Genomic DNA, 21603 nt, shown 5'->3' with positions numbered 1-21603 from the left:
CGCCCGTCGCTGGAGGAGCCGAGACCGCGGATGACCGCGTAGATCCGATTGCCGTCGCGCCGGGCGTCGGCGAGGCGGCGCAGCGCCAGCATGGTGATGCCCTCACCCAGCAGGGTGCCGTCGGCCCCGGCCGCGAACGGGCTGATCCGCCCGCTCGGCGACAGCGCGCCCACCTTGGAGAAGCACAGGTAGATGAAGATGGTGTTCTCGGTGTCCACCCCGCCGGTGATCATCATGTCGGCCCGGCCGTCGCGCAGCTCGGCGATGGCGGTGCGGATGGCGGCCAGCGAGGCCGCGCAGGCGGCGTCCACGGTGCAGTTCATCCCGCCCAGGCCGAGGCGGTTGGCGACCCGCCCGGCGACCACATTGGCCAGCAGGCCCGGGAACGAGTTCTCCTCCCAGGGGGCGAAGGCCGCGACGAATCGGTCGGCGATGACATCGGCGTCCCGGTCGGTGAGCCCCACCGAGCGCGCGGCCTCCTTCAACACCGGCGTGGACAGCCGCGCGGCCAGCGGATGCATGAGCGGGACCGGCCCGGTGGTGCCGAGCACCACGCCCGTCCGGGCCGGGTCGTACCACGGCGATCCGGTCGCACCGGCGTCGGAGAGCAGATCCCGAGCCACACCCAGGCTGAGGGTCTGCATGGTGCTGGTCACCTCGAGCTGGTTGGGCGGCAGCCCGAACTCGAGCGGGTCGAAGTCGATATCGGGCAGGAAAGCGCCACGGCGCGAATAGGTTTTGTCCGGGGCGGCCGGATCCGCGTCGTAGTAGTCGTCCAGGCTCCACCGCGACGGCGGCACCTCCTCGGTGCAGTCCACGCCGTCGATGATGTTCTGCCAGTACTCACGGTGATTGCGTGCCTTGGGCAGCAGGCCCGACATCCCGACAATGGCGATCGGGTCGTGTGCCAGGCGTCTGTCGTCCGTCACGGTATTCCTCTCGAACCGGGGCTGATCCGCCGCTCAGGCGGCGACGATGGAGGCGGTGCTCGATGCGACGAGTTCGGCCGCACCGGCGGCGAACAGGCGGTGGCCCAGCGGGCTCGGGTGCAGGCCGTCCTCGGTCCACACCTGCGGGCGGGCCCATTCGGCGTCCTCGGCGATCGGCAACACCAGCGTGCCGGTCGCCGCGGCCACCCGTCGCACCGCGTCATTGGCGACGTGGAATCGTTCGCGCAGCAGTGCGCGGAAGCTCTCCGGAACCGGCAGGCGCGCCGGAATATCCGGGTAGTCGGCGGTGAACACCGTGGCGCCGCCGCGCGTCAGCGTGCCCAGAATCTCGGCCAGATTGTCCTCGAAACGATCCGGGTCGTAATCACTGACGAGATCGTTGACGCCGACCACGACCCCGTACAGCGGCGCGTTGGACGCCACCGCCGACGGCAGCTGGGTGCGCACCACATCACCGGTGGTGGCCCCGTGCGTACCCAGGTTGCGAATCATGCTGGGCCGCAGTCCCAATTGCCCGCCGAGCCGAACCACCCAGCCCCGGTACCCCCCGGACGCGGCCGGATCGCCACGTCCCTCCACGAAACTGTCCCCGACCGCGGTCAGGCTGGTCATAGCGCCGCCTCGGGCGTATTGGTCACATGCCGCGCGTGCTCGGGGAACCCGACCTGCTCGTACAGTTCGGCCAGCTCCTGCTCACCGAAGAACTTGTCCGGCGGGTACAGGCCCGCGATCAGGCCGAAGAACTTCTTCGAGTAGTCCGGGCTCATGCTGGCGGCGCGGAACACCGAGTCGTAGTACGGAGTCAGCGTCAGCTCGGAGATGCTCTGGGTCAGCTCATAGGTGCTGGCGCTCTGAGCGTCACGCTCACGCTGGTACTCCGGCATGGTCTCCTCGAAAGGCCGGTCGCCGGACAGGCTCTCACCGGCCAGGTCGGCCAGCAGCTGCGCGTACTTGAAGGCGTCGGTGATGCCCCAGCCGGTGAACGGGTCCTTGTGGTATCCGGCGTCGCCGACCAGCGCCCAACCGGGCCCGTAGGACTGGCGGCGGTAGTTGTCCGGGTACAGCATGGGCCGGAAGGGCTCCACGCGGCGGCCCGAATCCCGCAGGCGCGCACCGATCTCGGGGTCGATCTGCTCGACGATCTCCTGCACGCCAGCGTCCGGATCGGTGCGGAACTCCCGGAATCGGTCGCGCTTGCGCATGACCGCCACCAGCGACAGCTCGTCATTGGTGGGCCAGGCGGCGAACTGCTGCTCACCGAATCCGGTGCGGTGATGCATGCCCCAGTCCACGCCCTCGTAGTACGAGTAGTAGATGAAGCAGGCGGCCGGGGAGCCCTCGTAGACCGGTGCGCCGACCTCCTTGGCCACGATCGAGTTCGCGCCGTCCGCGCCGATCACCAGCGGAGCACGGAACTCCCGCTCCGCGCCGTCGCCCACCCGGCCGCGGATGCCGGCGACCCGGTCGCCGTCGCGCAGCAGTCCGGTGACCGTGAAGCCCTCGATCAGTTCGGCCCCGGCCTCCCCGGCGGCGTCGACCAGGACCTTGTCCAGCACCGTGCGGCGCGGGCAGTACACGGCGTCGATGCCGTCGGCCGACGGATCGGCCATACCGTTGATGACGATATCGGTGTAGGTGAAGTTCAGGTGGCGGATGGGCGGGCAGCCGGTCGCGGTCACCCGATCCAGCAGACCCCAGGTCTTCAGCAGACTCAGCCCGGCCTGGTGGACGTAGTGGGTGGAGGGGGTGTCGCTGGGGAAGGTGGCCCGGTCCACGGCCAGCACCCGGAAACCCTGGCGCGCCAGCAGCATGGCCAGTGGCGCACCCGCCACGCGAGTTCCGACAACAATGACGTCGTACATGATCGCATCACTTTCGGTGGTCGAATGTCGTATTCGAGTCTGCGGCCGAATTCATGCGGAACTACTGTGGGGCAAAGCAATTCATCGGCCGATCGGTCCCGGCTATCGTCGGCGGGAAGTGGGCGGAATTTCGCGCGATGTCACCCGCGCGACATATACAGCTGATCGATATCGGCGGCGAATGCGGCCGAAATGGCCTCGCGGCGCAGTTTCTGGGACGAAGTGAGCAGGCCGTTGTCCACCGTGAAATCACCGGAGACAATGCGGAAAGACCGAATGGATTCGGCCCGGGACACCAGTGAATTCGCCTCGTCCACGGCCTCCTGCACGGCCGCGGCCGGATCCTGTCCCGGACGGTCCGCGCGCCACTGCTCGGCCCGCTGGGCGTCCAAGGTCACCAAGGCGGTGATGAAGGGCCTGCCCTCGCCCACCACCATGCAATTGCTCACCAGCGGATGCAGCCGCACCCGGTCCTCCAGCGGCGTCGGCGCGACATTCTTCCCACCGGAGGTCACCAGGATCTCCTTCTTGCGCCCGGTGATGCGCAGGAAGCCGTCGTCGAGTTCGCCGATATCGCCGGTGTGCAGCCAGCCATCGGCGTCCACGGGACGCTGGTCGGCCGCCGCGCCCCAGTAGCCGGGCGACACGTGCGGGCCGCTCACCAGCACCTCGCCGTCGGCGGCGATGCCCACGCCGGTGCCCGGGATGGGGCGGCCCACGGTGCCGAGCCGATTGGTCTCCGGCGCGCTCACCGTCACCGCGGTCGCCGCCTCGGTCAGCCCGTAGCAGTTGAGGATCACCACGCCGAAGCCCGCGTAGAACCCGGCCGTCGACTCGTCCAGGGACGCGCCGCCGGAGATGACGTAGCGCAGCCGTCCGCCGAAGGCGTCCGCCACCGGATGGTCCACCGGTTCGGGCGCGCCACCGGCGGTGAGCAGCCGCACTCCGCGCTCCACCGCCGCACGCTCCTCGTCGTCGGTGAGCAGCGCCCGGCAGTGCTTGCGAATCTTCTCCAACGCGTAGGGAATCAGGGCCAGGAAGGTGGGCCGCAGCCGCGCCAGCGCCGGCACCAGGTCCGGCACGCTCGGCAGCAGGTGGGTCCGGCTGCCGCCGTACAGGCAGGCGAACAGGATGGTCTGGCCGAAGACATGGGACAGCGGCAGCGCCAGCACGGTGGTGCCGTCGAAGATGCCGCCGGTCTGGCGCACCGTGTTCGCGGCCGTCACCGTCATATTGCGGTGGGTGATCATGCAGCCCTTGGACAGCCCGGTGGTGCCGCTGGTGTAGACGATCATGGCGAGGTCGTCGGCGCGCACCCGCTCGATCCGGGCATCCAGTTCCGGGCTCGCCGCACCCTTGGCCCACACCGCGACGTCGTCGAAGGTCCACACCTCCCCCGCGCCCGCGGCCGCCAGCCGGTCGGCGTCCGCGCCGGTCTCGGCGGCGAAATGCGCACTGCCGCTGTCGCGCAGGATGTGCTCGATCTGGGCGGGTGACGAGGTCGGGTACACCGGCACCACCACCGCGCCGACGGCCAGCGCCGCGCAGTTGAGCAGCGCCCACTCCAGCCCGGTGCGGCCCAGCACGGCCAACCGGTCACCGGCCGCCACCTCCCGCTCCAGCAGCGCGGAGGCCAGTGCCCGCACACGGGTGTCGAGTTCGGCGCAGGTGAGTGGGGTGCCGTCGGCGCCGCACAGCGAATCCCGTTCCGGATCGCGCCGCGCCGCCTCGGAGACGATCGTGTACAGACTCGCGGTATCGGGTGGGTCGAATCCGTCCGGGGTGAAGAACACTGTGTTCACGAGTTGAATTCTTCACGGCGACAATGATTCTCGTCGCCGTCGATACCGCGGTTCCTACCGCGCGAGTGTCATCTCCTATCGAACCGCTCAGGCCGACAGCGCTTGGGCATCATCGAGCTGTGCCGGTTCCGCGGATTCCATGCAATCGAGAAACAGCGCGACCGCCGGATTGGTTTCCGCGGCCCGCCATACCGCGTACAGATCCAGGGTCGGCACCGGATCCGACAATTTCACCGCGACCGACGCACTGCCGGGCGCACCCATTCCCATCGAAATCGCCCGGGGCAGCGAGGCGAAGCCCACGAACGGGCGCACCGACACCATATGGGCGGTGGCGCCCGGATCGTCGGCGGTATGCGAGACGGTGAGCGAAATCCGATTCTGCGCGGCCGCCCGGAAGATGGAGTCGTACATGGCGGGACACTGTTCGCGGGCGAAGAGCACGCACTCCTGCCCCTGGAGTTCGGCGAACGGCACACTCGGCCGGTCGGCCCAGCGGTGCCGACGGCCCACCACCGCCACCAGCGGCACCCGGTGCAGCAGCCGCCGATACCGGAATTCGGCGGTGGACGGGTGGCCGTAGACGAGGGCGAGGTCGAGCGAACCGTCCGCCAGTGCCGCCAGCTGCGGTCCGGTGCGCTTCTCCCACAGCGACACCACGATATCGGGGTGCCGTTCGGTCATTCGGGTCAGCGCGTCCGGCAGCACGTGTCGGCTGGCGGGCAGGTTGTAGCCGATGGCGAGGGTGCCCGCGCGGCCCTCGGCGGTCGCCTTCGCCACCTGCGCGGCCCGATCGAGTTGGGCGACGATCTGGCGGGCCTGGAGTTCGAACTCCCGCCCCGCCGCGGTGAGCCGCACCTCGTGCGAGTTGCGGGCCACCAGTTGGACTCCGAGGGATTTCTCCAGCTTCTGCAGCTGGGCGCTGAGACTTGGCTGGGTCAGATGCAGGCGCTGCGCCGCGCGGCCGAAGTGCAACTCTTCGGCGATCGTGATGAACGAAACGAGATGTCGGAATTCCATGACGCCGACTCCTTCCGAGTACCCGTCACGGTAGCCGGAGCAGGTAACAGCCGATGAATCACGGCCGCACAGACACCGCCATCCGGCTTGCCGAACAGTGAATCTCACTTGTAGCGAGAACCTCTGTGCTAGTGAGGAAGTGCGGGCGCGTACCGGCGAACAGCCGCTACACCTGCGGAAAGGCGAGGAGAACCACGGTGGCGATCATCGACGTGTGGGCGCAGCACCCCACACCACGACTCATCCAGCACGACATGTTCGATTCACTGCGGCGCTGGGGCGCCCCGCTGCCGACCGAACCACTGCCGGTGTCGGCGACCGTCGCCGCCATGGCGGCCGGTAGCGTGGACATTGCTCTGATCAGCGCCTGGTACGCACCGGAGGGTGTGCTGGTCTCCAATGACGAGGTGGCCGAATTCGCGGCGGCGTCGCAGGGCCGTCTGCTCGGCGTCGCCTCGGTGGATCTGCGGCGGCCCATGGCCGCGGTGCGGGAACTGCGCCGGGCGGTCACCGAGCTGGGTCTGCGGGCGCTGCGTGTAGTGCCGTGGCTGTGGGGGCTGCCGCCCAACGACCGCCGCTACTACCCGCTCTATGCCACCTGCGTGGAGCTGGGCATTCCGTTCTGCACGCAGGTCGGGCACACCGGCCCGCTGCGCGCCTCCGAAACCGGCCGCCCCATCCCCTATCTCGACGAGGTGGCGCTGGAGTTTCCCGAACTCACCATCGTGGGCGGGCATATCGGCTATCCGTGGACCACCGAGATGATCGCGCTGGCCACCAAGTACCCGAACGTGTACATCGACACCTCCGCCTACACGGTGCGCCGCTACCCCGAGGAGCTGGTGCGGTACCTGCGCGGACACGGCCGCCGGAAGGTACTGTTCGGGACCAACTTCCCGATGATCACCCCCGAGCACGCCCTGGCCGGGCTCGACGACCTCGGCCTCGACGCGGAGGCCCGGGAGCTGTTCCTGTCCGGCAATGCCCGACGGGTGTTCGGACTGCCGGAGTAGACCGCGCGGGTCAGCCGCGCCCGTGTCGTGCCTCGTAGGCCGCGCGCTCGGCGGCCTGGCGCTGGCGTTCGCCGATATCGGCGAGCTCCGGGTCCAGGCCGTGCTTGAGCAGCCGGTGGCGGCGGTACACGTACATGAGCGCGATGGTGAAGTACACCAGCGGCAGGTACAGCAGCGCCATCATGGACAGGCCGATCCACAGCGGCCCCGGCACCAGCAGGAACAGGCAGAGCACCGGCAGCACCGGGATCAGAAAGCGCAGCAGGTAGCGGCGCGCCGCGCCCGGGCCGGTCAGATCCGCGAGCACCCAGTCCCGCATATCGGGCGGCAGCGTCGCACCGCAGATATAGCGCACGCGTTGAACGAGATTCGGCTTGCCGGCGCTCACATGTTCTCCCTGTGCATCGGTGCCGCTCGCCGCGCGGCCTTGTTCACGCGGGTGAGCACGTCGCGCAACTGTTCGAGATCCGCCAGGCTCACCCCCAGTCGCTCCACCACGGCGGGCGGAATCCGCTCCGCCTCGCGCCGCATGGCCCGCCCCCGCTCGGTCAGGTCGACCAGCAGCGTCCGCTCGTCGCGGCGATCGCGGCGGCGGGTGATCAATCCGGCCGTCTCGAGCCGTTTCAGCAGCGGCGAGAGAGTGGCCGAATCCAGTTCGATGGCCTCGGCGATGGCCTTCACCGACATCGGCGACTCACCCCACAGCGCCAGCATCACCAGATACTGCGGGTGGGTGAGCCCCAGCGGTTCCAGCAGCGGCCGGTACACCGCGAGCACGGAGCGGTTGGCGACCGCCAGCGCGAAACACACCTGCCGATCGAGGCGCAGGGGATCGTCCGGTGCGTCGCGTCCACTCACGGCCGTGAGCTTAACGCGCTAATAGTTAATGCACAAACTAATGTCCGTCAGCCCAGCACCGGCAGCTCCCGCTCGTCGGCGAGCGCGGAGAGTCCGCGCTGCATGACGCCGGTGCGAAACCCGTGCGGCCCGCGAAGTCGATGCGGTCCGACTCCGCCGTGGGCCGCATCACCTCCCAGTCACCGCCGGGATACACCAGCACCGCCGCGCCCGTCCGCAATGCCGCGCGCGCGTTGTCCGGTGCGGCCGCGAGGGTTCCGTACCTGCGCGACGTCACCCACGCCGGGCAGGGTGACCAGCAGGTCGTGGGCCAGCTCACCGTGTCGATCGGCGATCGGGTCCACCATGCGTTCATCACCACAGACGTGCCCGCCCGCACACAAGCGAAACCCGGTGCGCGAACACCGGGTTTCGATAACCAGAACCGCGAGGCCTAGGGCGTCGGCGTCACACTCGGCGTGGTCGTGGTCGTGGTCGTGGACGACGACGGCGCGGTGGTCGTGGACGACGGCACGGTCGTCGGAACCTCCGACTCCTTCGCGATCGGCGCGTTCGCGGTGGTCGACTCGGCCGACGTGGTCGCGGTGGTCGACGGCGCGACCGACGTAGACGGCGCGGTGGTGGACGACTCCGGCGAGGTCGTGGACGATTCGGGCGAGGTCGTGGTCGACTCGGGCGCAGTCGTAGTGGACTCCGGCGTAGTCGTGGTGGACTCGGGCGAGGTCGTGGACGACTCGGCCGGTGTCGTGGACGGAGCCGTCGTCGATGACGTCACCCCACTCTTCGACACCGTCGTACCGGTGGTGGCACTCGTAGCCTTCGTCGTCGACGTCGTCTTGCTCGCCGCCGCCTGCACCGAGTTGGTGTACCCCTGCACCGCGGGCAGCGGCTCGGCCTTCCGCTCGACCGGCTCACCCGCCTGCGCCTTCTTGGCCAGTTCGGTCAGCCACGCCGCCGCGTACTCGGCGGAGGTCAGCTCCTTGCCGTCCTCGGGCTTGGCGTCGCGCCAGTAGTCGAAGTGGTGTCCGCTGCCGTTGGGGCCGAGCGTCAGGTTGTACGGATCGCTGAGGATCACCGGGATGGTGTTCTGATTGGTCACGATCAGACCGACGATCTCGTTGAAGATCTTCTGCGGCAGATAGGCCAGCGGCGAGAGGCCCTCGGCGGCGACGTTCTCCGCCTGCGCGGGCGCCCGGTGCTCACCCGGCTTGTAGGCCGGGTCCGACACCCGCAGCAGCACTTCCAGGAAGGTTTCGTCGCTGGCCATCCAGTTCGGCTGCGCGGCGATATCGGAGAAGGCGGTCATGGCGATGCGGCCGAGCACCACCGCGACATCCTGTCCGGTCGCGGGGGTGAGCCCCTCACGTTCGAGCTGATCGGCATTGACCTGCCGACCGACATTGACCACCAGTTGCAGCAGCGAGATGTTCTGCGGTGCGGCGCAGGTCAGGTCGCCCTCGGAGCAGAACGAGGCGATCTTGCCGTTGAGTTTGCCGAAATCACCGCTGGTTCCCGGTAGCGCGCCCTGCCCGGAGATCGGGTTGGCGCCGTTCTGGTACTTGCGGTCGAATCCGTCGGGATTGCTGAACGGATCCTCGGCGCCGATGAACGGGCCCTCACCCGCCTGCCGTCCGGAGTCGGCGAGGATGACCACGCCGAGCACATCGTCCGGATTCACGCCGGACTCCTCGTTGCCGATCTTCATGGCGACGCGGCGCACCACGTCGGCGCCCTCGCTGTAGCCCACGATGGAGAATTTGGTGTCCGGGCAGGCCGCCGAGATCTCGCCCATCACCTGTTCGGTATTGGCCACACCGGTGTTGACGGCGTCCTCGTAGGTGGCCATATTCGCCGGATACGCGATGTACACGGCGGCGTACGAGCCCTGCCCGACATCATCGGACGGCGCGTTGACCACCGGGTCGAGCCATTCGCTCTTGTGGTCACCCGACAGCGCGGCGGGCAACGGGTTCCCGTTGGCGTCCACCAGCAGCGCGGTAGTGCCCTCCTTCGGGGTGTCGCCACGACCGGCCACCGAAATGGTCACCATGTCGTGGCATTCGGTCACCGACGACCTGAGCTGTGTATCCACCACGGGCTGCTCCGATTCCGGAGCCCAGATCACCGCGGCGGCGGCCGCCACACCCAATGTCGTCAGCGCCGCGGCCGCGGACGCGGTGCGGTGCCGCACGAAGAAATCACCGAAGGCCATGCCCTTGATCCCCATTCCAGTACCGATGAGCACACGGAAGGCCCTCCCCGGACGGGCCGTATGTCACCGGAGACGTCGTCGCGGGGCACGGGAACGTTACGGATCGCTAACCGACCGCAATTCCGCGGCGCATCGAATGTGGTTCAGGTCACAGTGATTCGATATGCCCGTGTGGCGACCGCGCGCCCGGCGGCACCCCGCATGCCATGGTGAAGCCATGGCCTCCTGACCCCGTCCGACGCCGAGGAGGTACTGGGTGCGCCGCGCCTGGCTGTCGGCTCTGCACGGCGTCGGGCCGAAGGCCGTGCGCATTCTGGACGAGACGCTCGCCGCGACCGGACGCACGCTCGCCTGACCGCGCGGCCCCGCCGTAGAGCTCGAGACGATAACTGTCTCAGACAATCCTTGTCCATCGTGTGGTATTGCCGCTACCGTTGACACATGGACGCACATCTCCGATCCGAGGTCGAACTCCCCGCCGGAGTCGAAGGCCGCGCCGCCGCCGGGTATGCCTCCGTCGCAAGGCTTTTCGCACGAATGTTCGCGGGCAAGCGAGGCAACGGCGCGGGGCTCGCCGTGTACCACCGCGGTGCGCCGGTGCTGAACATCTGGGCGGGTTCGGCCGACGCCGCGGGGACACCGTGGACCCGCGACACCGGCGCGATGGTGTACTCGGCGTCGAAGGGCGTCACCGCCACCGTCATGCACCGGCTGGCCGATCGAGGGCTCATCGACTATCACGCCCCGATCGCCGAGTACTGGCCCGAGTTCGGCGCGAACGGCAAGGGCGACATCACCATTCGTGACGTGATGACACACCGGTCCGGACTGTCCGCGCTCCCGGCGAACACCTGGGAGGAGATCCTCGACCACGAGCTCATGGAACGACGACTGGCTGCGGCCGCACCGGATCGCTTGCGCGGCAAGCCGATCTACCACGCGCTCACCCAGGGCTGGATGCTGGCCGGAGTGGCCCGCGCCGTCACGGGCCTGTCCATGGCGGAGTTGTACCGCACCGAGGTCGCCGAGCCGCTCGGCGTGGACGGCATCCACCTCGGCCGACCGCCCGCCGACGCGCCCACCGTCACCGCGGATCTGGTCGGCTCGGCGAAAGCGCTGTGCGAGAGCGCATATGCGCGCCCCACCGTCAGCCTGGCCGCCCGCCTGCCCGGCCCCTTCCGCGCCCCGCTGCGGTCGATCTACTTCCCGGGCCTGGAAGCCGCGTTCGCCGGCGAGGAGCCGCCGATTCTGACCACACAGCTGCCCGCGGGCAATGCCGTCTGCACCGCCGACGGGCTCGCCAAGATGTACAGCGCCCTCGCCTGCGACGGCATGGTCGACGGGGAGCGCTACCTGTCGCCCGAGACCGTGCGCACCCTCGAGATCGTGCAGACCATTCAACCGGATCGCACCCTCATCGTGCCGTGTTGGCATCTCGGCTACCACATCTTCCCGTCCCCGCGGGCCCCGCGCGGATACGGCCACCTCGGTGCGTTCGGATCCGGCGGCTGGGCGGATCCGGCCTCGGGCATCTCCATCGGCTTCGTGCACAATCGCATGTCCGTCGGCTGGGTCTCCGCGGATATGACCCTGCTGGCCTGGCTGATTCCCACGATCCTGGCGGGAGCCCGCGGCAGCGTGGCCACCGCGGCGGCCGCCGACGCGGCCACCCACGTGGCGTGACGCTACTGCCCGTCGCTGAGCGGGCGTCCGGTCAGCACCCGCCCGGCGACACCGAGCAGCCGCCGGTAGCCCGCCAGCGCGCCGCTCGAAAAAGCCAGTGACCACACAGTTTTCGGAGCCGAGGGCGGCAGTGGTTTGCCCGCCAGCCGATCGGCCAGCCACTCCGTCACCAGCGGCGCCGCGATGACGGCGAGTGTCACATGCCCGCTGAGCCGGTCGCGCACGTACTGCACCGACGCCCCCGCCGCCCGGTAACGCCACACCTGCTCGTCCATATCCTCCACGGCCACGACGGCGTCATTGGTGGCCTGCACCACCAGCATGGGAAACGCCGGTGCCGAGGTGACCGGGCGCAGCGCCTCGAAGATGGCCTCGAATTCGGGCCGGGTGATCAGCTCGGCGATCGTCACCGCGCTGTGCCGGTCGAGATCGCGGCGCAGGCTGCGGAAGACGATGGGCAGGATGGTGCTCGACTCGGCGTGGGCGATCAACTCGTGGAACGGACCGTCGAAGTGCGAGCGCACGGCGGCGCGCAGATCCGGGTAGGCACGGCAGAGCGCGGACAGCACCAGCACGATGAGCCCCGCGTACACCGTGCCGTTGAGCCGGGCGAAGACACTGCGCGGATCACCGACCGGAGAACCCGCCGACGCCCCGACGATATCGAGCTCCGGCGCGTACTCACCCGCCATTTCCGCCGCCCACGTGGTGGCCAGCCCGCCGCCCGAATAGCCCCACAGCGCCACCGGTGTCCGTGCGGTCAGACCGAGCGGTTCGAAGGAGAGCGCCGCGCGAATCCCGTCCAGAATGCGGTAGCCGGGTTCCCGGGGCACCCCGAAATGTCCGTCCGTGCCGACGTGATCGGGCACCGACAGCACCCACCCGCGCGCCAGCGCGTTCGCGAACAGGAACAGCTCGAGCTGCGGCACCGAGCCGAAGGCCCGCGCGCCCTGCCGCAGGTTGTAGGACGGCAGCCCCTTCGCCACCACGGCGTCGATGGCGCACTGATACGACACCAGCGGCCGCCGCTCCCCCGGCTCGGCGTGCTCGGGAAGCAGGACCGTGGTCACCACCGCTTCCGGCGTGCCGTGCACGGAGGTGGTGCGATACAGCAGCTGCCATGCCGCGATCCGCTGCGGCACCACGCCCAGCAGTCCGAGCTCCACCTCGCGGGACCGGATGACGGTGCCCGGGGCGAGCGCCGCCAGATCCGGCGGCGGCAGGTAGAAGGGGTCGTCCAAGGGTGGCAGCGGCCCCTCGCCGGTCGTGTCACTCGCGATGGCGTCGGCCTCGACGGTCGCGCGCAGCGGCACGACCTCCGATGCGGTTGCCTCCGCGGAGTTGGTGATATCGACGCTCATGGCCGCCCCTCCTCATTTCGTCCGGCGATTGCTCCCGGACCGTAGCAACAACCACCGAACGCCTCCGTAGACCGAAACATGCACAGTCCCAAGGGCATTGCGTACAGCAACCGGGTATCGACACCGATCGGCCGAAGCGATGCGGTGCGACGCGAATGCCGTGCAATCCCGCCGAATAGGGGATTTCTAGGGGCCGATGCGCGCCGAGCGCGCATCGGTCGCGCGTCCGGGCTGGTACGTTTCCAGGTGGCCGGGCAGTCGATCCAACGGACAGCGATACAGACCGGATTCCATCAAAGCTCGGCCATAACCACGGCCGCGTGCCTCCGGGGCCGTCGCGATCGCGAGCAGATGCCAGTGGGGTTCGAGCACATGCGATGTCCAGACCCGAATCGCCGATTCCGTCACCTGGCGAGGCCGTGGAATCGACCACGCAGTCAGCGGATCGTCCATGAACGACCGGGCAATCACGAACCAGCCGATGTCATCGGATATCCAGCGTCACCCGGGCGTTGAGGGCGGTGGTCAGGGAGGCGCCGAAGGTGCGGCGGATGGTTTCGCTGAGGTGGGAGGGGGAGGCGAAGCCGGCGTCGGCGGCGCAGCGGGTGAGGTCGTATCCGGCGGACATGCCCGCCAGCACGATTCGCACCCTGGCCCACTGCCGGTAGCGGCGGAAGGTGGTTCCGGTGTGTGCGGCGAACAGTCGCAGGAAGTAGTGCTCCGACATGCCGGCATCGGCGGCCGCGCGATCGGCGCGCGGATGCGCGGTCGGATCCGCTCGGATATCGCGCATGACCGCCTCGATCCGCGGATCCAGCACGGACGGCGAATCAGGCTGGGAGAGCAGCGCGTCCAGGCTCGGCACGCCCGCGCGGGCGGCGGCGACACAGGCGGCCTCCGCGGCGGGATCGAGGGCGCGCGGCTCGACGGCGTCGCGCAGCCCGGCGATCACGGCGCTGCCCGGCTCGGCGAACACCAGCGCGATCCGGCCCGCCGAGACGATCCGATGCCGAACCCGGGCCTGGACGAAGACGCTGCGGGTGACGAGCGTCCCGTAGTCCTCGGTCTCCACCGTGAAGGATCCGTCCAGGCTCAGGCCCAGACATGCGATGGCGGTGGCATGCATGCCCACGCCCAGATCCGGCCCGAGATATCCGGCGTGCCGGGGCCGCATCCACACCACGGGCGCGACAGCGCAGGTTTGTGAAAGCGCGGCCCCGGTCATATCGGCCAGGCTAATCGGTACCCGGCGCGGACGGCGTCGGCGAGTACGACAGAGGGATGCGCCATGACCACCGACCCACACGCGAAGCCCAGTTGGCGGACCCGAGCGGTCACCGCACTGTTGCGGGCGGGCGGCCAGCGGAAACTGCTCGCCACCCCGGAGGGGGTGCACGCGGAGATCGCGAAGCGCGACCGGCGCGACACCGAGGTGCGCCCGCCCGCCTCCCTGCGCAAGCGGGCCACCGTCACCCGGGAGGACCTCGACGGCTGGCCCGTCTACCGCATCACGCCGAACGACGTCACCACCGACGTCTCGGTGGTCTTCCTGCACGGCGGCGGTTTCTTCCGCGAGATCGTCGGCGCACATTGGAAATTCGCGGCCCGGCTGGCCGCCGCCGTTCCGGCCGAATGCGTGGTCCCGATCTATCCGCTGGTCCCGCACGGCCGCGCCGCCGAGATGGTGCCCACCACCGCCGCCATCCTGGCCCGCACCATCGAGCGGCGCGGTACGGGATCGACCGTGGCGATGGGTAATTCGGCCGGTGGCGGCCTGGCATTGGCGGCCGCGCAGGCCCTCCGCGACCGGGGCGGCCCGCAGCCGTCCCGCCTCGTCCTGATCTCCCCCTGGCTCGATATGACCATGTCCGACCCTGCCCAGGCGGAGATCGAGCCGACCGATCCGCTGCACCTGCGCCCCGGCCTGGCGGAGATCGGCCGCTGCTACGCGGACCGGCTCGCCCCCGAGGACCCCCGGGTCAGTCCGCTGTTCGGCCGCTTCGAGGGGCTCCCGCCGATCACGGCCTTCGCCGGTACCCGCGAAATCTTCGTCACCGACACCCGCACCCTCGCCCGCCGCGCGGCGGAGGCGCACGTGCCGATCGACTATCACGAGGCCCCGAACCTCCCGCACAATTACGCCCTGTTCCCCGCTCCGGAGGGCCGCGCGGCTCGCGAGATCATGGTCGCCGCCTGCCGCGCCCCCGTGCCCGCCGGGCGGCGCTGAATCGACGACCAGCCGCCGGATACCCCCCTCCGATACCCGGTGGCTGGTCTTCGGCGGCGAATCCAGTTAGGACGCAGCCATATTGAATCAGGAATCCGGGCCGCGTTCGGTGAACCGGCAGCGGTTGACCACGGGTGCCGGCACCACGGGCACAGCATGCCCACGAACGTCCGGGTTCGGGCAATATCTTGCCGAAACCCGCGTGCCGTCACGAGCCGGTGCAGAGGTCTTCCGCGGGGACGCCGGGGAGGTACCGCTCCCACTCCTCGGCGGTGAGCGGAGTATTTCCGCCGCCGCACAGTTCGGCCGCCACCCGATCCGGATCGGTCGCCCACAGCTGCACCGTCATGGCGGGTCCGCCCGCCGCCAGCAGCGCACCGCCGTGGCCGTACACCACCTCGTTGACCCGCCCCTCGTAGCCGTTCAGCACCGCGGCCCGGCTCGGTGCGCGCGGATCGGTGATATCCCACACCCAGATGCCGCCGCCCCCACCGCCTCCGGCGACGCGGGTGCCGTCGGGGCTGAAGTTGAGCGTGATGACCGCGTCCGCCGGACCGCGCAGCACCGCCAGCCGCCGCGGCTCGTCCGGGTCGGCGAGGCCGAACAGGCGGACGGTGCGATCGGCCCCGGCGGCCGCGAGCAGTCCGTCCCGCGGACCGAAGGCGACGCTGGCGACGTCATTGCCGAATCCGGTGAGCGACGGCACTTCGCGCGGGCGACGCCGGTCGGTGATATCCCACAGCCGCACCGACTCGTGCGAGGTGGCGACGGCCAGCAGGGTGCCCGACGGGTCGATGGCGACGATCGAGGGCAGACCGGGCCCGACGTCCAGCGTGCCGAGCGGCGCGGGCCGCGCGATATCGCCGACGTCCCAGAGCGTGACGGTCCGTTCGTCCTGCCCCGCCACGACGAGCAGGGTCGCGTCCGGATCGAAGGCGAGCGCGCTGACGAGCCCACGCACACCGGGGATTTCGGCTCGGTGCCGAGGTTGCCGGGGATCACCCAGATCCCACAGGTGGACCCGTCCGGTGCGGGCCCCCACCGCCGCCACCGACCCGTCGGCGGCCAGTGCGACCGCACCGGTGGTCTGTTCCTCCGGTCCGACGCCCAGCGTCGAGTACTCGACGGGTGCGTCGGGTTCGCTCAGATCCCACAGGCGCGGATGGCTGTCGGCCGCACCGGTGCCGACCAGGAGCCGAGTTCCGGTGCGGTCCATCGGCATCTGATAGACCACCGACCGCGCACCGCGCAGTACCGGGCCGGGCAGCGGCCACACCCGGGCCGCACCGTCGATCCCGCCGGTGACGATCCCGGTGCCGTCTCCGACGAACACGACCGACACCACGATCACCGGATTCGGCAGCGTGTCCTCGAGCAGATCACCGTCCGTCGCCCAGATCCGGGTCGTATTGTCCGAACTCGTCGCCGCCAGCCGATCGCCGTCCGGACTGTAGGCGAGATCGTTGACATAGCTGGTGAATCCGGTGAGGGTGGGCAGCCCCACCGGCCGCGCCGGATCGGCCACCGACCAGCGTCGTACATCCCGGCCGCGCCCGCCCGCGGCCAGCACCGTCCCGGTCGGATGGAAGCTCAGCGCGGTGAAATCGTCGGTGCTGCCGTCCGGCCCGCTGTCGTGCACCGGCGTCGGGCCGTCGCGCCGCCGATCCCAGATCCGCAGTGCCGCACCCGCTCCGCCCGCGGCGAGTAGCAGACCGTCGGGACTGTAGGCCACCACCGAACCCTCCGTGGGAAACACCAACGGCGGCCGCGCGACGGGGCGCGCGGGGTCCGAAACAGTCCACCGGTGCACGTCGTTCGTGACGAGCCCACCCCCGGCCAGCTCCGCGCCGTCGGGACTGAACGCCAGATTCTTGACCGGCACCGCGGTCGCGCCCAGCACGGCCAGCGGTGCGGGCGCGTCGCGATCGGCGATATCCCACAGGTGGATGCCACGGTCGGTCGCCGCCGCCAGCCGGCGACCCGCGCGGTCCACCGCCAGCGCGTCCAGCCGCGTCGCACCCTCCGACCCGATCGACACAGCGGCCAGCGACCGCAGCGGAGTTCGTGACATCCGCTCGTACAGCATTACCGACCGGTCCTGACGGCCCACCGCGAACACCTCGCCCGTGGCATCGGCGGCGATGAGCGCCCCGCCCGGTGCCCCCAGCAGCCGCACCGGTGTGTGGGTGGCGCTCGCGTCCAGCACCGCCGAGCGCGCCTCGAGGGTCGGATGCACCCGGTAGGCCGCCAGCGCGAGCTGGGCGGCGAGGGCCGGATCCTTCGCTCGCAGCGTGGCCGACTGCACCGCGATCTGACGCGATCTGGCCTCGTCGCGCGCCCGATTCGCCGTCGATCTGGCGATCAGGGCAACACCCGCCAGCACCATGGCGACGACCAACGCCAGCGCCAGCCCCGCCACCAACCGGCGCAGTATCCGGGTGCGCCGTCGTTCGCTCGCCACCAGTTCTTCCTGATGGGCGATGCTGGCGCGCAGATACTCTCGCTCGTCCCGGTTCAACGCGGTGTCGTGGTCGTCGGTCTCGGCCCACTCCCGCATGAGCGCGAGTCGCCCGGTGCCGAGCAGCGCTCCGGGCTCGCGGTCGGCGTCCAGCCAGGTCCGGGTGGCCTGGGTCAGCCTGCGGTGCACCAGTAATCCGGTGCGGTCGGTATTGATCCAGTCGGTGAGCCGCCGCCAGCCGCCGATGAGGGCCTCGTGGGAGATCTCGATGGTGTCCTCGTCCACGGTGAGCAGCCGATGCGCGGCGAACCGTTCGATCACCGTCTCGACATCGGCCACCGATTCGGTGTCGAAGAACAACTCCCCGTGCTGCACCCGGCGGCGCGTGGACAGCTCCTCCTCCACGCTGACCAGCCGCAGGAAGGCGCGCCTGGCGAGTTCGCGCTGCCGGTCGGTGAGCGTGGTGTACACCGCTTCGGCACTCTGCTGGACAGCACCCCCGATACCTCCGGTGGCCAGGTAGTCGGCGACGGTCATGCGCCGCCGGGTGCTGTGCCGCCACGTCTCCAGCAGGGCGTGCGACAGCAGCGGCAACGCGCCCACATCGTGAGCGGCGGCCGAACCGTGCGGAGCCAGTTCCACCAGCAGCAGGTGTACCAACTCTTCCTCCACCGTCCATTTCGCCTTGCGCGCGGGTTCGACGATCACCTCGCGCAGGGCCGCGGAGGTCAACGGCCGCACCAGCATCGCGTGGGCGGCGAGCGCGTCGAGCAGTTCGGCCTCCTCGGCCACCTGCCGGTAGAAGTCGGCGCGCAGGCCGAGCACGTACACGCACCCGGTCCGCGACCCGGTGATGGCATCGAAGAATTCGCGCCGCTGCTCGAGGTCCTGGCACTGTGTCCACGCCTCCTCGAACTGGTCGACGATCAGGACGTCGACCGTCGGTGCCGCCGCCAGCGCCGCGGCCGGACGCGTTCCCGGCCGCAGCACCGCCACGGAGCGGCCGTGCCGGCACAGCAGGGGGACCAGGCCCGCGCGCAGCAGCGAGGACTTACCCGACCCGGAAGCGCCGACGACAATGAGGACCCGTGCGGGTTCCGAACCGGTGCGCAGGGCTTCGACCCGCTGAAAGAGTTCGGCGGTGGCGTCGGCTCGCCCGAAGAACCATGCGGCGTCCTCGGCGGCGAAGGCGGCCAGGCCGCGGTAGGGCAGCTCGCCCGCCTCGCGCCGACGCCCCGTGGTCGGGCGTACCCGCCGCAGCGCGGCCAGCCACGAATCCTGTTCCGCCACCGGCACTCCGCAGCAACCGAGTACATCGCGAAACATCCGCTCGTTCGCTTCGGTGGGCAGATGCTGCCCGGCGAACCAGCCGCTGACGGTGCCGTGCAACGCACCCGAGCGCTCCACCACCTGCCGCACCGTCAAACCCGCCGACCTGCGCAAAGCGGTGAGGGCGGCGGCGAATTCCTCCCGTGTCGACACTCGACTCAGGTCCGGGCCCCGACCGGCCGCGCTGGACATGGCCCGACCCTAGCGAGCGCACCGCCGGGCCCGCAGGAGCCGTATGGACCTTGTATCGAGTTCTTTCAGCCGTTGCCGGACCCGTCGGACGATCGTCGCGACACATCCGAATACGGCCGCCGCCACAGGTTTCGGCCGACCAGGGAAGGAGCAGCGATCGTGTCCGCCCCCATCTGCACCCCCGTCGAGGCCGAACCCGGCTTCGCTCGTGCGCTCGATCTGTTCCAGCGCACCGCGCGACATGTGCCCGCGTACGCCGAATTTCTCACCGAGCACGGCATCGACCCGAGCGACGTCCGCACACCCGAGGACTTCGCCGCGGTACCGCCCACCACGAAAACCGACTACCTGCAACGCTATCCGATCGACCGGTTGCTGTGGCACGGCGACATCACCGGCGCGGGCACCTGGTCGTGCAGTTCGGGTTCCAGCGGCCACCCCACCTACTGGCCCCGCGATATGGTGGCGCTGGACGAGGGCGCCGAACTGTACGCCAGGATCCTCCGCCACTGCTTCGAATCGCCGCGCCGGTCCACCCTGCTGGTGATCGGCTTCGCCATGGGAAACTGGATCGGCGGAACCTACACCTACGCGGCCGCACTCGCCCTGCGCCGACGCGGACTGCGGGTATCGGTCATCGCACCCGGTATCGAGCCGGACACCATCCTGAAGAACATCGAGCGGCTCGGACCGCACTACGAGCAGGTGGTGCTCGCCGGCTACCCGCCCTTCGTCAAGGATGTGCTCGACCGAGCCCCGGAAACGGTGCTGCGCCACGATATCCGGCTGCTGCTGGCCGGTGAGGCGATCACCGAGCGGTGGCGGGACCACATGCTGGACCGGATCGGCAAAACCGACCGGCCGACCGAGATCTGCCTCGTCTACGGCACCGCCGACGCGGGCATCATGGGTCACGAGACGCCCACCACGATCGCGGTTCGCCGCGCCGCCCGCGCCGACGCGGCCCTGGGGCGGGAACTGTTCGGCGGCGACCCGATTCAGCCCACCTTCGTCGAGTACGACGCCGGGTACCGCTTCACCGAGGTGGACCCCGACGGGTACTTCCTGTTCACCTCCGACAGCTCGATTCCGCTGGTGCGCTATCGGATCAACGATCAGGGGCGCGTCCTGTCGGCCGACACGCTGGCCGAGGCGCTGCGCGAGCACGGGCACCGGATACCCGTGCGCCCGTCCACCGCGTCCTGCGGATATCTGGCCCTGCATCGCCGCACCGATATCGCCGCGGCCTTCTACGGTTTGCAGATCTACCCCGAGAATATCCGCGCCGCACTGGAACACGCCGAGATCGTGGATGTCGCGAGCGGAAAGTTCGTGCTCTCGGTGCTGTGCGACGAACAGTTCACCCAGACCCTGGCACTGCGCGTCGAATTGCGATCGGGATCCGTCCCCTACCCGGGCTTCCGAGATCGGTTGCGGCAGCGGGTGATCGAGACGCTGGACCGGACCAACGACGAGTACCGCCGCCTCCACCGGACGCTCGGCGCGGCCGCCGAACCCCTCATCACCGTGCACGATTTCGGCTCCGCCGGATTCGGACCCGGTGTCAAACACCAGTGGACGGACACCCGCTCATGATCGAGATCCTGCACCCCGCACGCGATTACGCCCGCATCACGGCTTTGCGCGCCACGGCGTCCGGTTACCGATACGTCGACGGCTGGACCAGCGCACTGCCCGAACTCCTCGCCATCCGGCATCCGCGTCTGGCGGTCCGCCGCAACGGGGGCGCCGACGACTTCGCGGCCCTGGCGGCCATGGCGCAGGCGGCCGGATCGCTCGACGAGATCAGCCGCTACGTGGTCTATCCGTGGCGTCGCGTGCTGGTCCGGCTACCGGACGACGAGCATTTCCACCGCCTGCGCACCGCGCGCAACCGGTGGCTCATCACCGCCGCCGAACAGCGGCTCTGGTCGTCGGCGCCGATCGGCATCGCCGGGCTCAGCGTCGGCGCGTCCGTGCTCACGGCGTGCTCGCTCACCGGGGCGCGGCGCTTCCGGCTGGCCGAGCACGACACCCTGGGGCCGACGAACCTGAACCGGTTGCCCGCGTCGGTCTGCGACCTCGGGGAGCCGAAACTCCTGCTGGCCCAACGGCGCACCTGGGAGATCGACCCCTACACCGAGTTCACGACCTTCTCGAACGGGTACCGTGCCCGCGACGCGGCGGCCTTCCTCGGCCGCGGAGCCGGACGGCTGGCGGTGGTCGTCGAGGAGATGGACGACCTCCCCATGAAGGTCGATATCCGGGTGCGGGCGCGCGCCGCGCGCATTCCGGTGGTCATGGCGACCGATCACGGGGACGGCGCCTTCCTGGACGTGGAACGCTACGACCTGGAGCCGGACGCGCCGCTGTTCGGCGGGCGGGCGGGTGATCTCACCGCGGATCGGGCGGCGCTGACCGACCCGGCCCGCAGGCTGGAGATGGTGCACGCCATCGTCGGTGCCGCTGTCTCACCGCGCACCCGCGCCTCGCTGACCGAGGTGGGCCGGACCCTGCCCACCTGGCCGCAATTGGGGACCGCGGTGGGCGTGGCGGGTGCGCTGGCGGCCGCCGCCGGGCCGGGCGCGCAATGCGGGGGGGCGCGGACGCCGGGGGGGCGGTCGGGGGGGTGCCGG

The 21603-nt window shown here is 70.0% G+C and carries 17 protein-coding genes; 6 read left to right on the top strand and 11 right to left on the bottom strand.

Annotation, left to right across the window (positions count from 1 at the left end):
* The 5 genes from QK444_RS11455 to QK444_RS11435 all read right to left on the bottom strand — a co-directional run.
* On the bottom strand, positions 1-929 hold a 929-nt coding region (locus QK444_RS11455; protein WP_282779594.1), incomplete at its 3' end, for a beta-ketoacyl synthase N-terminal-like domain-containing protein.
* Between the two features lie 33 nt (positions 930-962).
* On the bottom strand, positions 963-1562 hold the full coding sequence (locus QK444_RS11450; RefSeq protein WP_282779592.1) for an SGNH/GDSL hydrolase family protein: 600 nt from the start codon (positions 1560-1562) through the stop codon (positions 963-965).
* The gene (locus QK444_RS11445; RefSeq protein WP_282779590.1) at positions 1559-2812 is read right to left on the bottom strand and encodes an NAD(P)/FAD-dependent oxidoreductase; all 1254 of its coding nucleotides are present in this window, start codon (positions 2810-2812) and stop codon (positions 1559-1561) included. Before QK444_RS11445 ends, QK444_RS11450 begins: the two co-directional genes overlap by 4 nt.
* Positions 2813-2952: 140 nt before the next feature.
* Positions 2953-4614 carry an AMP-dependent synthetase/ligase gene (locus QK444_RS11440; RefSeq protein WP_282779588.1) on the bottom strand — a complete coding sequence of 554 codons (1662 nt, stop codon included), beginning with the start codon at positions 4612-4614 and terminating at the stop codon, positions 2953-2955.
* An 87-nt stretch (positions 4615-4701) separates the two neighbouring features.
* Positions 4702-5634 (bottom strand): LysR substrate-binding domain-containing protein, encoded by a 933-nt coding sequence (locus QK444_RS11435; protein ID WP_282779586.1) that lies wholly within the window; start codon positions 5632-5634, stop codon positions 4702-4704.
* A 254-nt stretch (positions 5635-5888) separates the two neighbouring features.
* On the opposite strand from QK444_RS11435, the gene QK444_RS11430 reads away from it, so the two are divergent.
* Positions 5889-6647, top strand: a complete 759-nt coding sequence (locus QK444_RS11430; protein WP_282779598.1) for an amidohydrolase family protein — start codon at positions 5889-5891, stop codon at positions 6645-6647.
* Positions 6648-6657: 10 nt separating this feature from the next.
* Here QK444_RS11430 and QK444_RS11425 read toward each other — a convergent pair whose 3' ends face one another.
* Together QK444_RS11425 and QK444_RS11420 are read right to left on the bottom strand one after the other, a co-directional pair.
* Positions 6658-7035: a DUF5313 family protein gene (locus QK444_RS11425; protein ID WP_282779585.1), complete on the bottom strand. Its 378-nt coding sequence runs from the start codon at positions 7033-7035 to the stop codon at positions 6658-6660.
* A complete protein-coding gene (locus QK444_RS11420; protein WP_039811768.1) occupies positions 7032-7505 on the bottom strand; it encodes a MarR family transcriptional regulator in 474 nt (157 codons plus the stop codon). The genes QK444_RS11425 and QK444_RS11420 overlap by 4 nt, the downstream gene beginning before the upstream one ends.
* Before the next feature lie 140 nt (positions 7506-7645).
* Between QK444_RS11420 and QK444_RS11415 the strand changes: the two genes are divergently transcribed.
* Entirely contained in the window at positions 7646-7942 is a 297-nt protein-coding gene (locus tag QK444_RS11415; RefSeq protein WP_282779583.1) for a hypothetical protein, read from the top strand.
* Here the strand turns inward: QK444_RS11415 and QK444_RS11410 are convergent.
* Positions 7939-9717, bottom strand: coding sequence for a cutinase family protein (locus tag QK444_RS11410; RefSeq protein WP_282779596.1), 1779 nt, complete (start codon positions 9715-9717; stop codon positions 7939-7941). The genes QK444_RS11415 and QK444_RS11410 overlap by 4 nt on opposite strands.
* Positions 9718-10158: 441 nt before the next feature.
* Between QK444_RS11410 and QK444_RS11405 the strand changes: the two genes are divergently transcribed.
* The gene (locus QK444_RS11405) at positions 10159-11400 is read left to right on the top strand and encodes a serine hydrolase domain-containing protein (RefSeq protein ID WP_282779582.1); all 1242 of its coding nucleotides are present in this window, start codon (positions 10159-10161) and stop codon (positions 11398-11400) included.
* A gap of 2 nt (positions 11401-11402) precedes the next feature.
* Here the strand turns inward: QK444_RS11405 and QK444_RS11400 are convergent, their stop codons facing one another.
* Both QK444_RS11400 and QK444_RS11395 read right to left on the bottom strand, forming a co-directional pair.
* On the bottom strand, positions 11403-12761 hold the full coding sequence (locus QK444_RS11400; RefSeq protein ID WP_282779581.1) for a lipase family protein: 1359 nt from the start codon (positions 12759-12761) through the stop codon (positions 11403-11405).
* A 484-nt stretch (positions 12762-13245) separates the two neighbouring features.
* On the bottom strand, positions 13246-13986 hold the full coding sequence (locus QK444_RS11395; protein ID WP_282779579.1) for an AraC family transcriptional regulator: 741 nt from the start codon (positions 13984-13986) through the stop codon (positions 13246-13248).
* A 63-nt stretch (positions 13987-14049) separates the two neighbouring features.
* Here QK444_RS11395 and QK444_RS11390 point away from each other — a divergent pair, with 63 nt between their 5' ends.
* Positions 14050-14988 (top strand): alpha/beta hydrolase, encoded by a 939-nt coding sequence (locus tag QK444_RS11390; RefSeq protein WP_282779578.1) that lies wholly within the window; start codon positions 14050-14052, stop codon positions 14986-14988.
* 208 nt (positions 14989-15196) lie between these two features.
* Here the strand turns inward: QK444_RS11390 and QK444_RS11385 are convergent, their stop codons facing one another.
* Positions 15197-18967, bottom strand: coding sequence for a hypothetical protein (locus tag QK444_RS11385; protein ID WP_282779577.1), 3771 nt, complete (start codon positions 18965-18967; stop codon positions 15197-15199).
* A 159-nt stretch (positions 18968-19126) separates the two neighbouring features.
* Between QK444_RS11385 and QK444_RS11380 the strand changes: the two genes are divergently transcribed.
* Positions 19127-20563 (top strand): phenylacetate--CoA ligase family protein, encoded by a 1437-nt coding sequence (locus QK444_RS11380; protein WP_282779575.1) that lies wholly within the window; start codon positions 19127-19129, stop codon positions 20561-20563.
* On the top strand, positions 20560-21603 hold a 1044-nt coding region (locus QK444_RS11375; RefSeq protein ID WP_282779573.1), incomplete at its 3' end, for a ThiF family adenylyltransferase. The genes QK444_RS11380 and QK444_RS11375, both read left to right, overlap by 4 nt.

It is taken from the genome of Nocardia sp. CC201C, from assembly GCF_030010695.1.
Lineage (GTDB): Bacteria > Actinomycetota > Actinomycetes > Mycobacteriales > Mycobacteriaceae > Nocardia > Nocardia otitidiscaviarum.
Note: the sequence above shows the minus strand (reverse complement) of the source record. Positions and strands in the feature narration are given on the sequence as shown.

Coding starts and splice junctions, on each gene's coding strand:
- QK444_RS11385 (WP_282779577.1), bottom strand. CDS start 18,967: ATGTCCAGCGCGGCCGGTCGGGGCCCGGACCTGAGTCGAGTGTCGACA.
- QK444_RS11405 (WP_282779582.1), top strand. CDS start 10,159: ATGGACGCACATCTCCGATCCGAGGTCGAACTCCCCGCCGGAGTCGAA.
- QK444_RS11415 (WP_282779583.1), top strand. CDS start 7,646: ATGCGGTCCGACTCCGCCGTGGGCCGCATCACCTCCCAGTCACCGCCG.
- QK444_RS11390 (WP_282779578.1), top strand. CDS start 14,050: ATGACCACCGACCCACACGCGAAGCCCAGTTGGCGGACCCGAGCGGTC.
- QK444_RS11430 (WP_282779598.1), top strand. CDS start 5,889: ATGTTCGATTCACTGCGGCGCTGGGGCGCCCCGCTGCCGACCGAACCA.
- QK444_RS11445 (WP_282779590.1), bottom strand. CDS start 2,812: ATGTACGACGTCATTGTTGTCGGAACTCGCGTGGCGGGTGCGCCACTG.
- QK444_RS11435 (WP_282779586.1), bottom strand. CDS start 5,634: ATGGAATTCCGACATCTCGTTTCGTTCATCACGATCGCCGAAGAGTTG.
- QK444_RS11400 (WP_282779581.1), bottom strand. CDS start 12,761: ATGAGCGTCGATATCACCAACTCCGCGGAGGCAACCGCATCGGAGGTC.
- QK444_RS11410 (WP_282779596.1), bottom strand. CDS start 9,717: ATGGCCTTCGGTGATTTCTTCGTGCGGCACCGCACCGCGTCCGCGGCC.
- QK444_RS11395 (WP_282779579.1), bottom strand. CDS start 13,986: ATGACCGGGGCCGCGCTTTCACAAACCTGCGCTGTCGCGCCCGTGGTG.
- QK444_RS11450 (WP_282779592.1), bottom strand. CDS start 1,562: ATGACCAGCCTGACCGCGGTCGGGGACAGTTTCGTGGAGGGACGTGGC.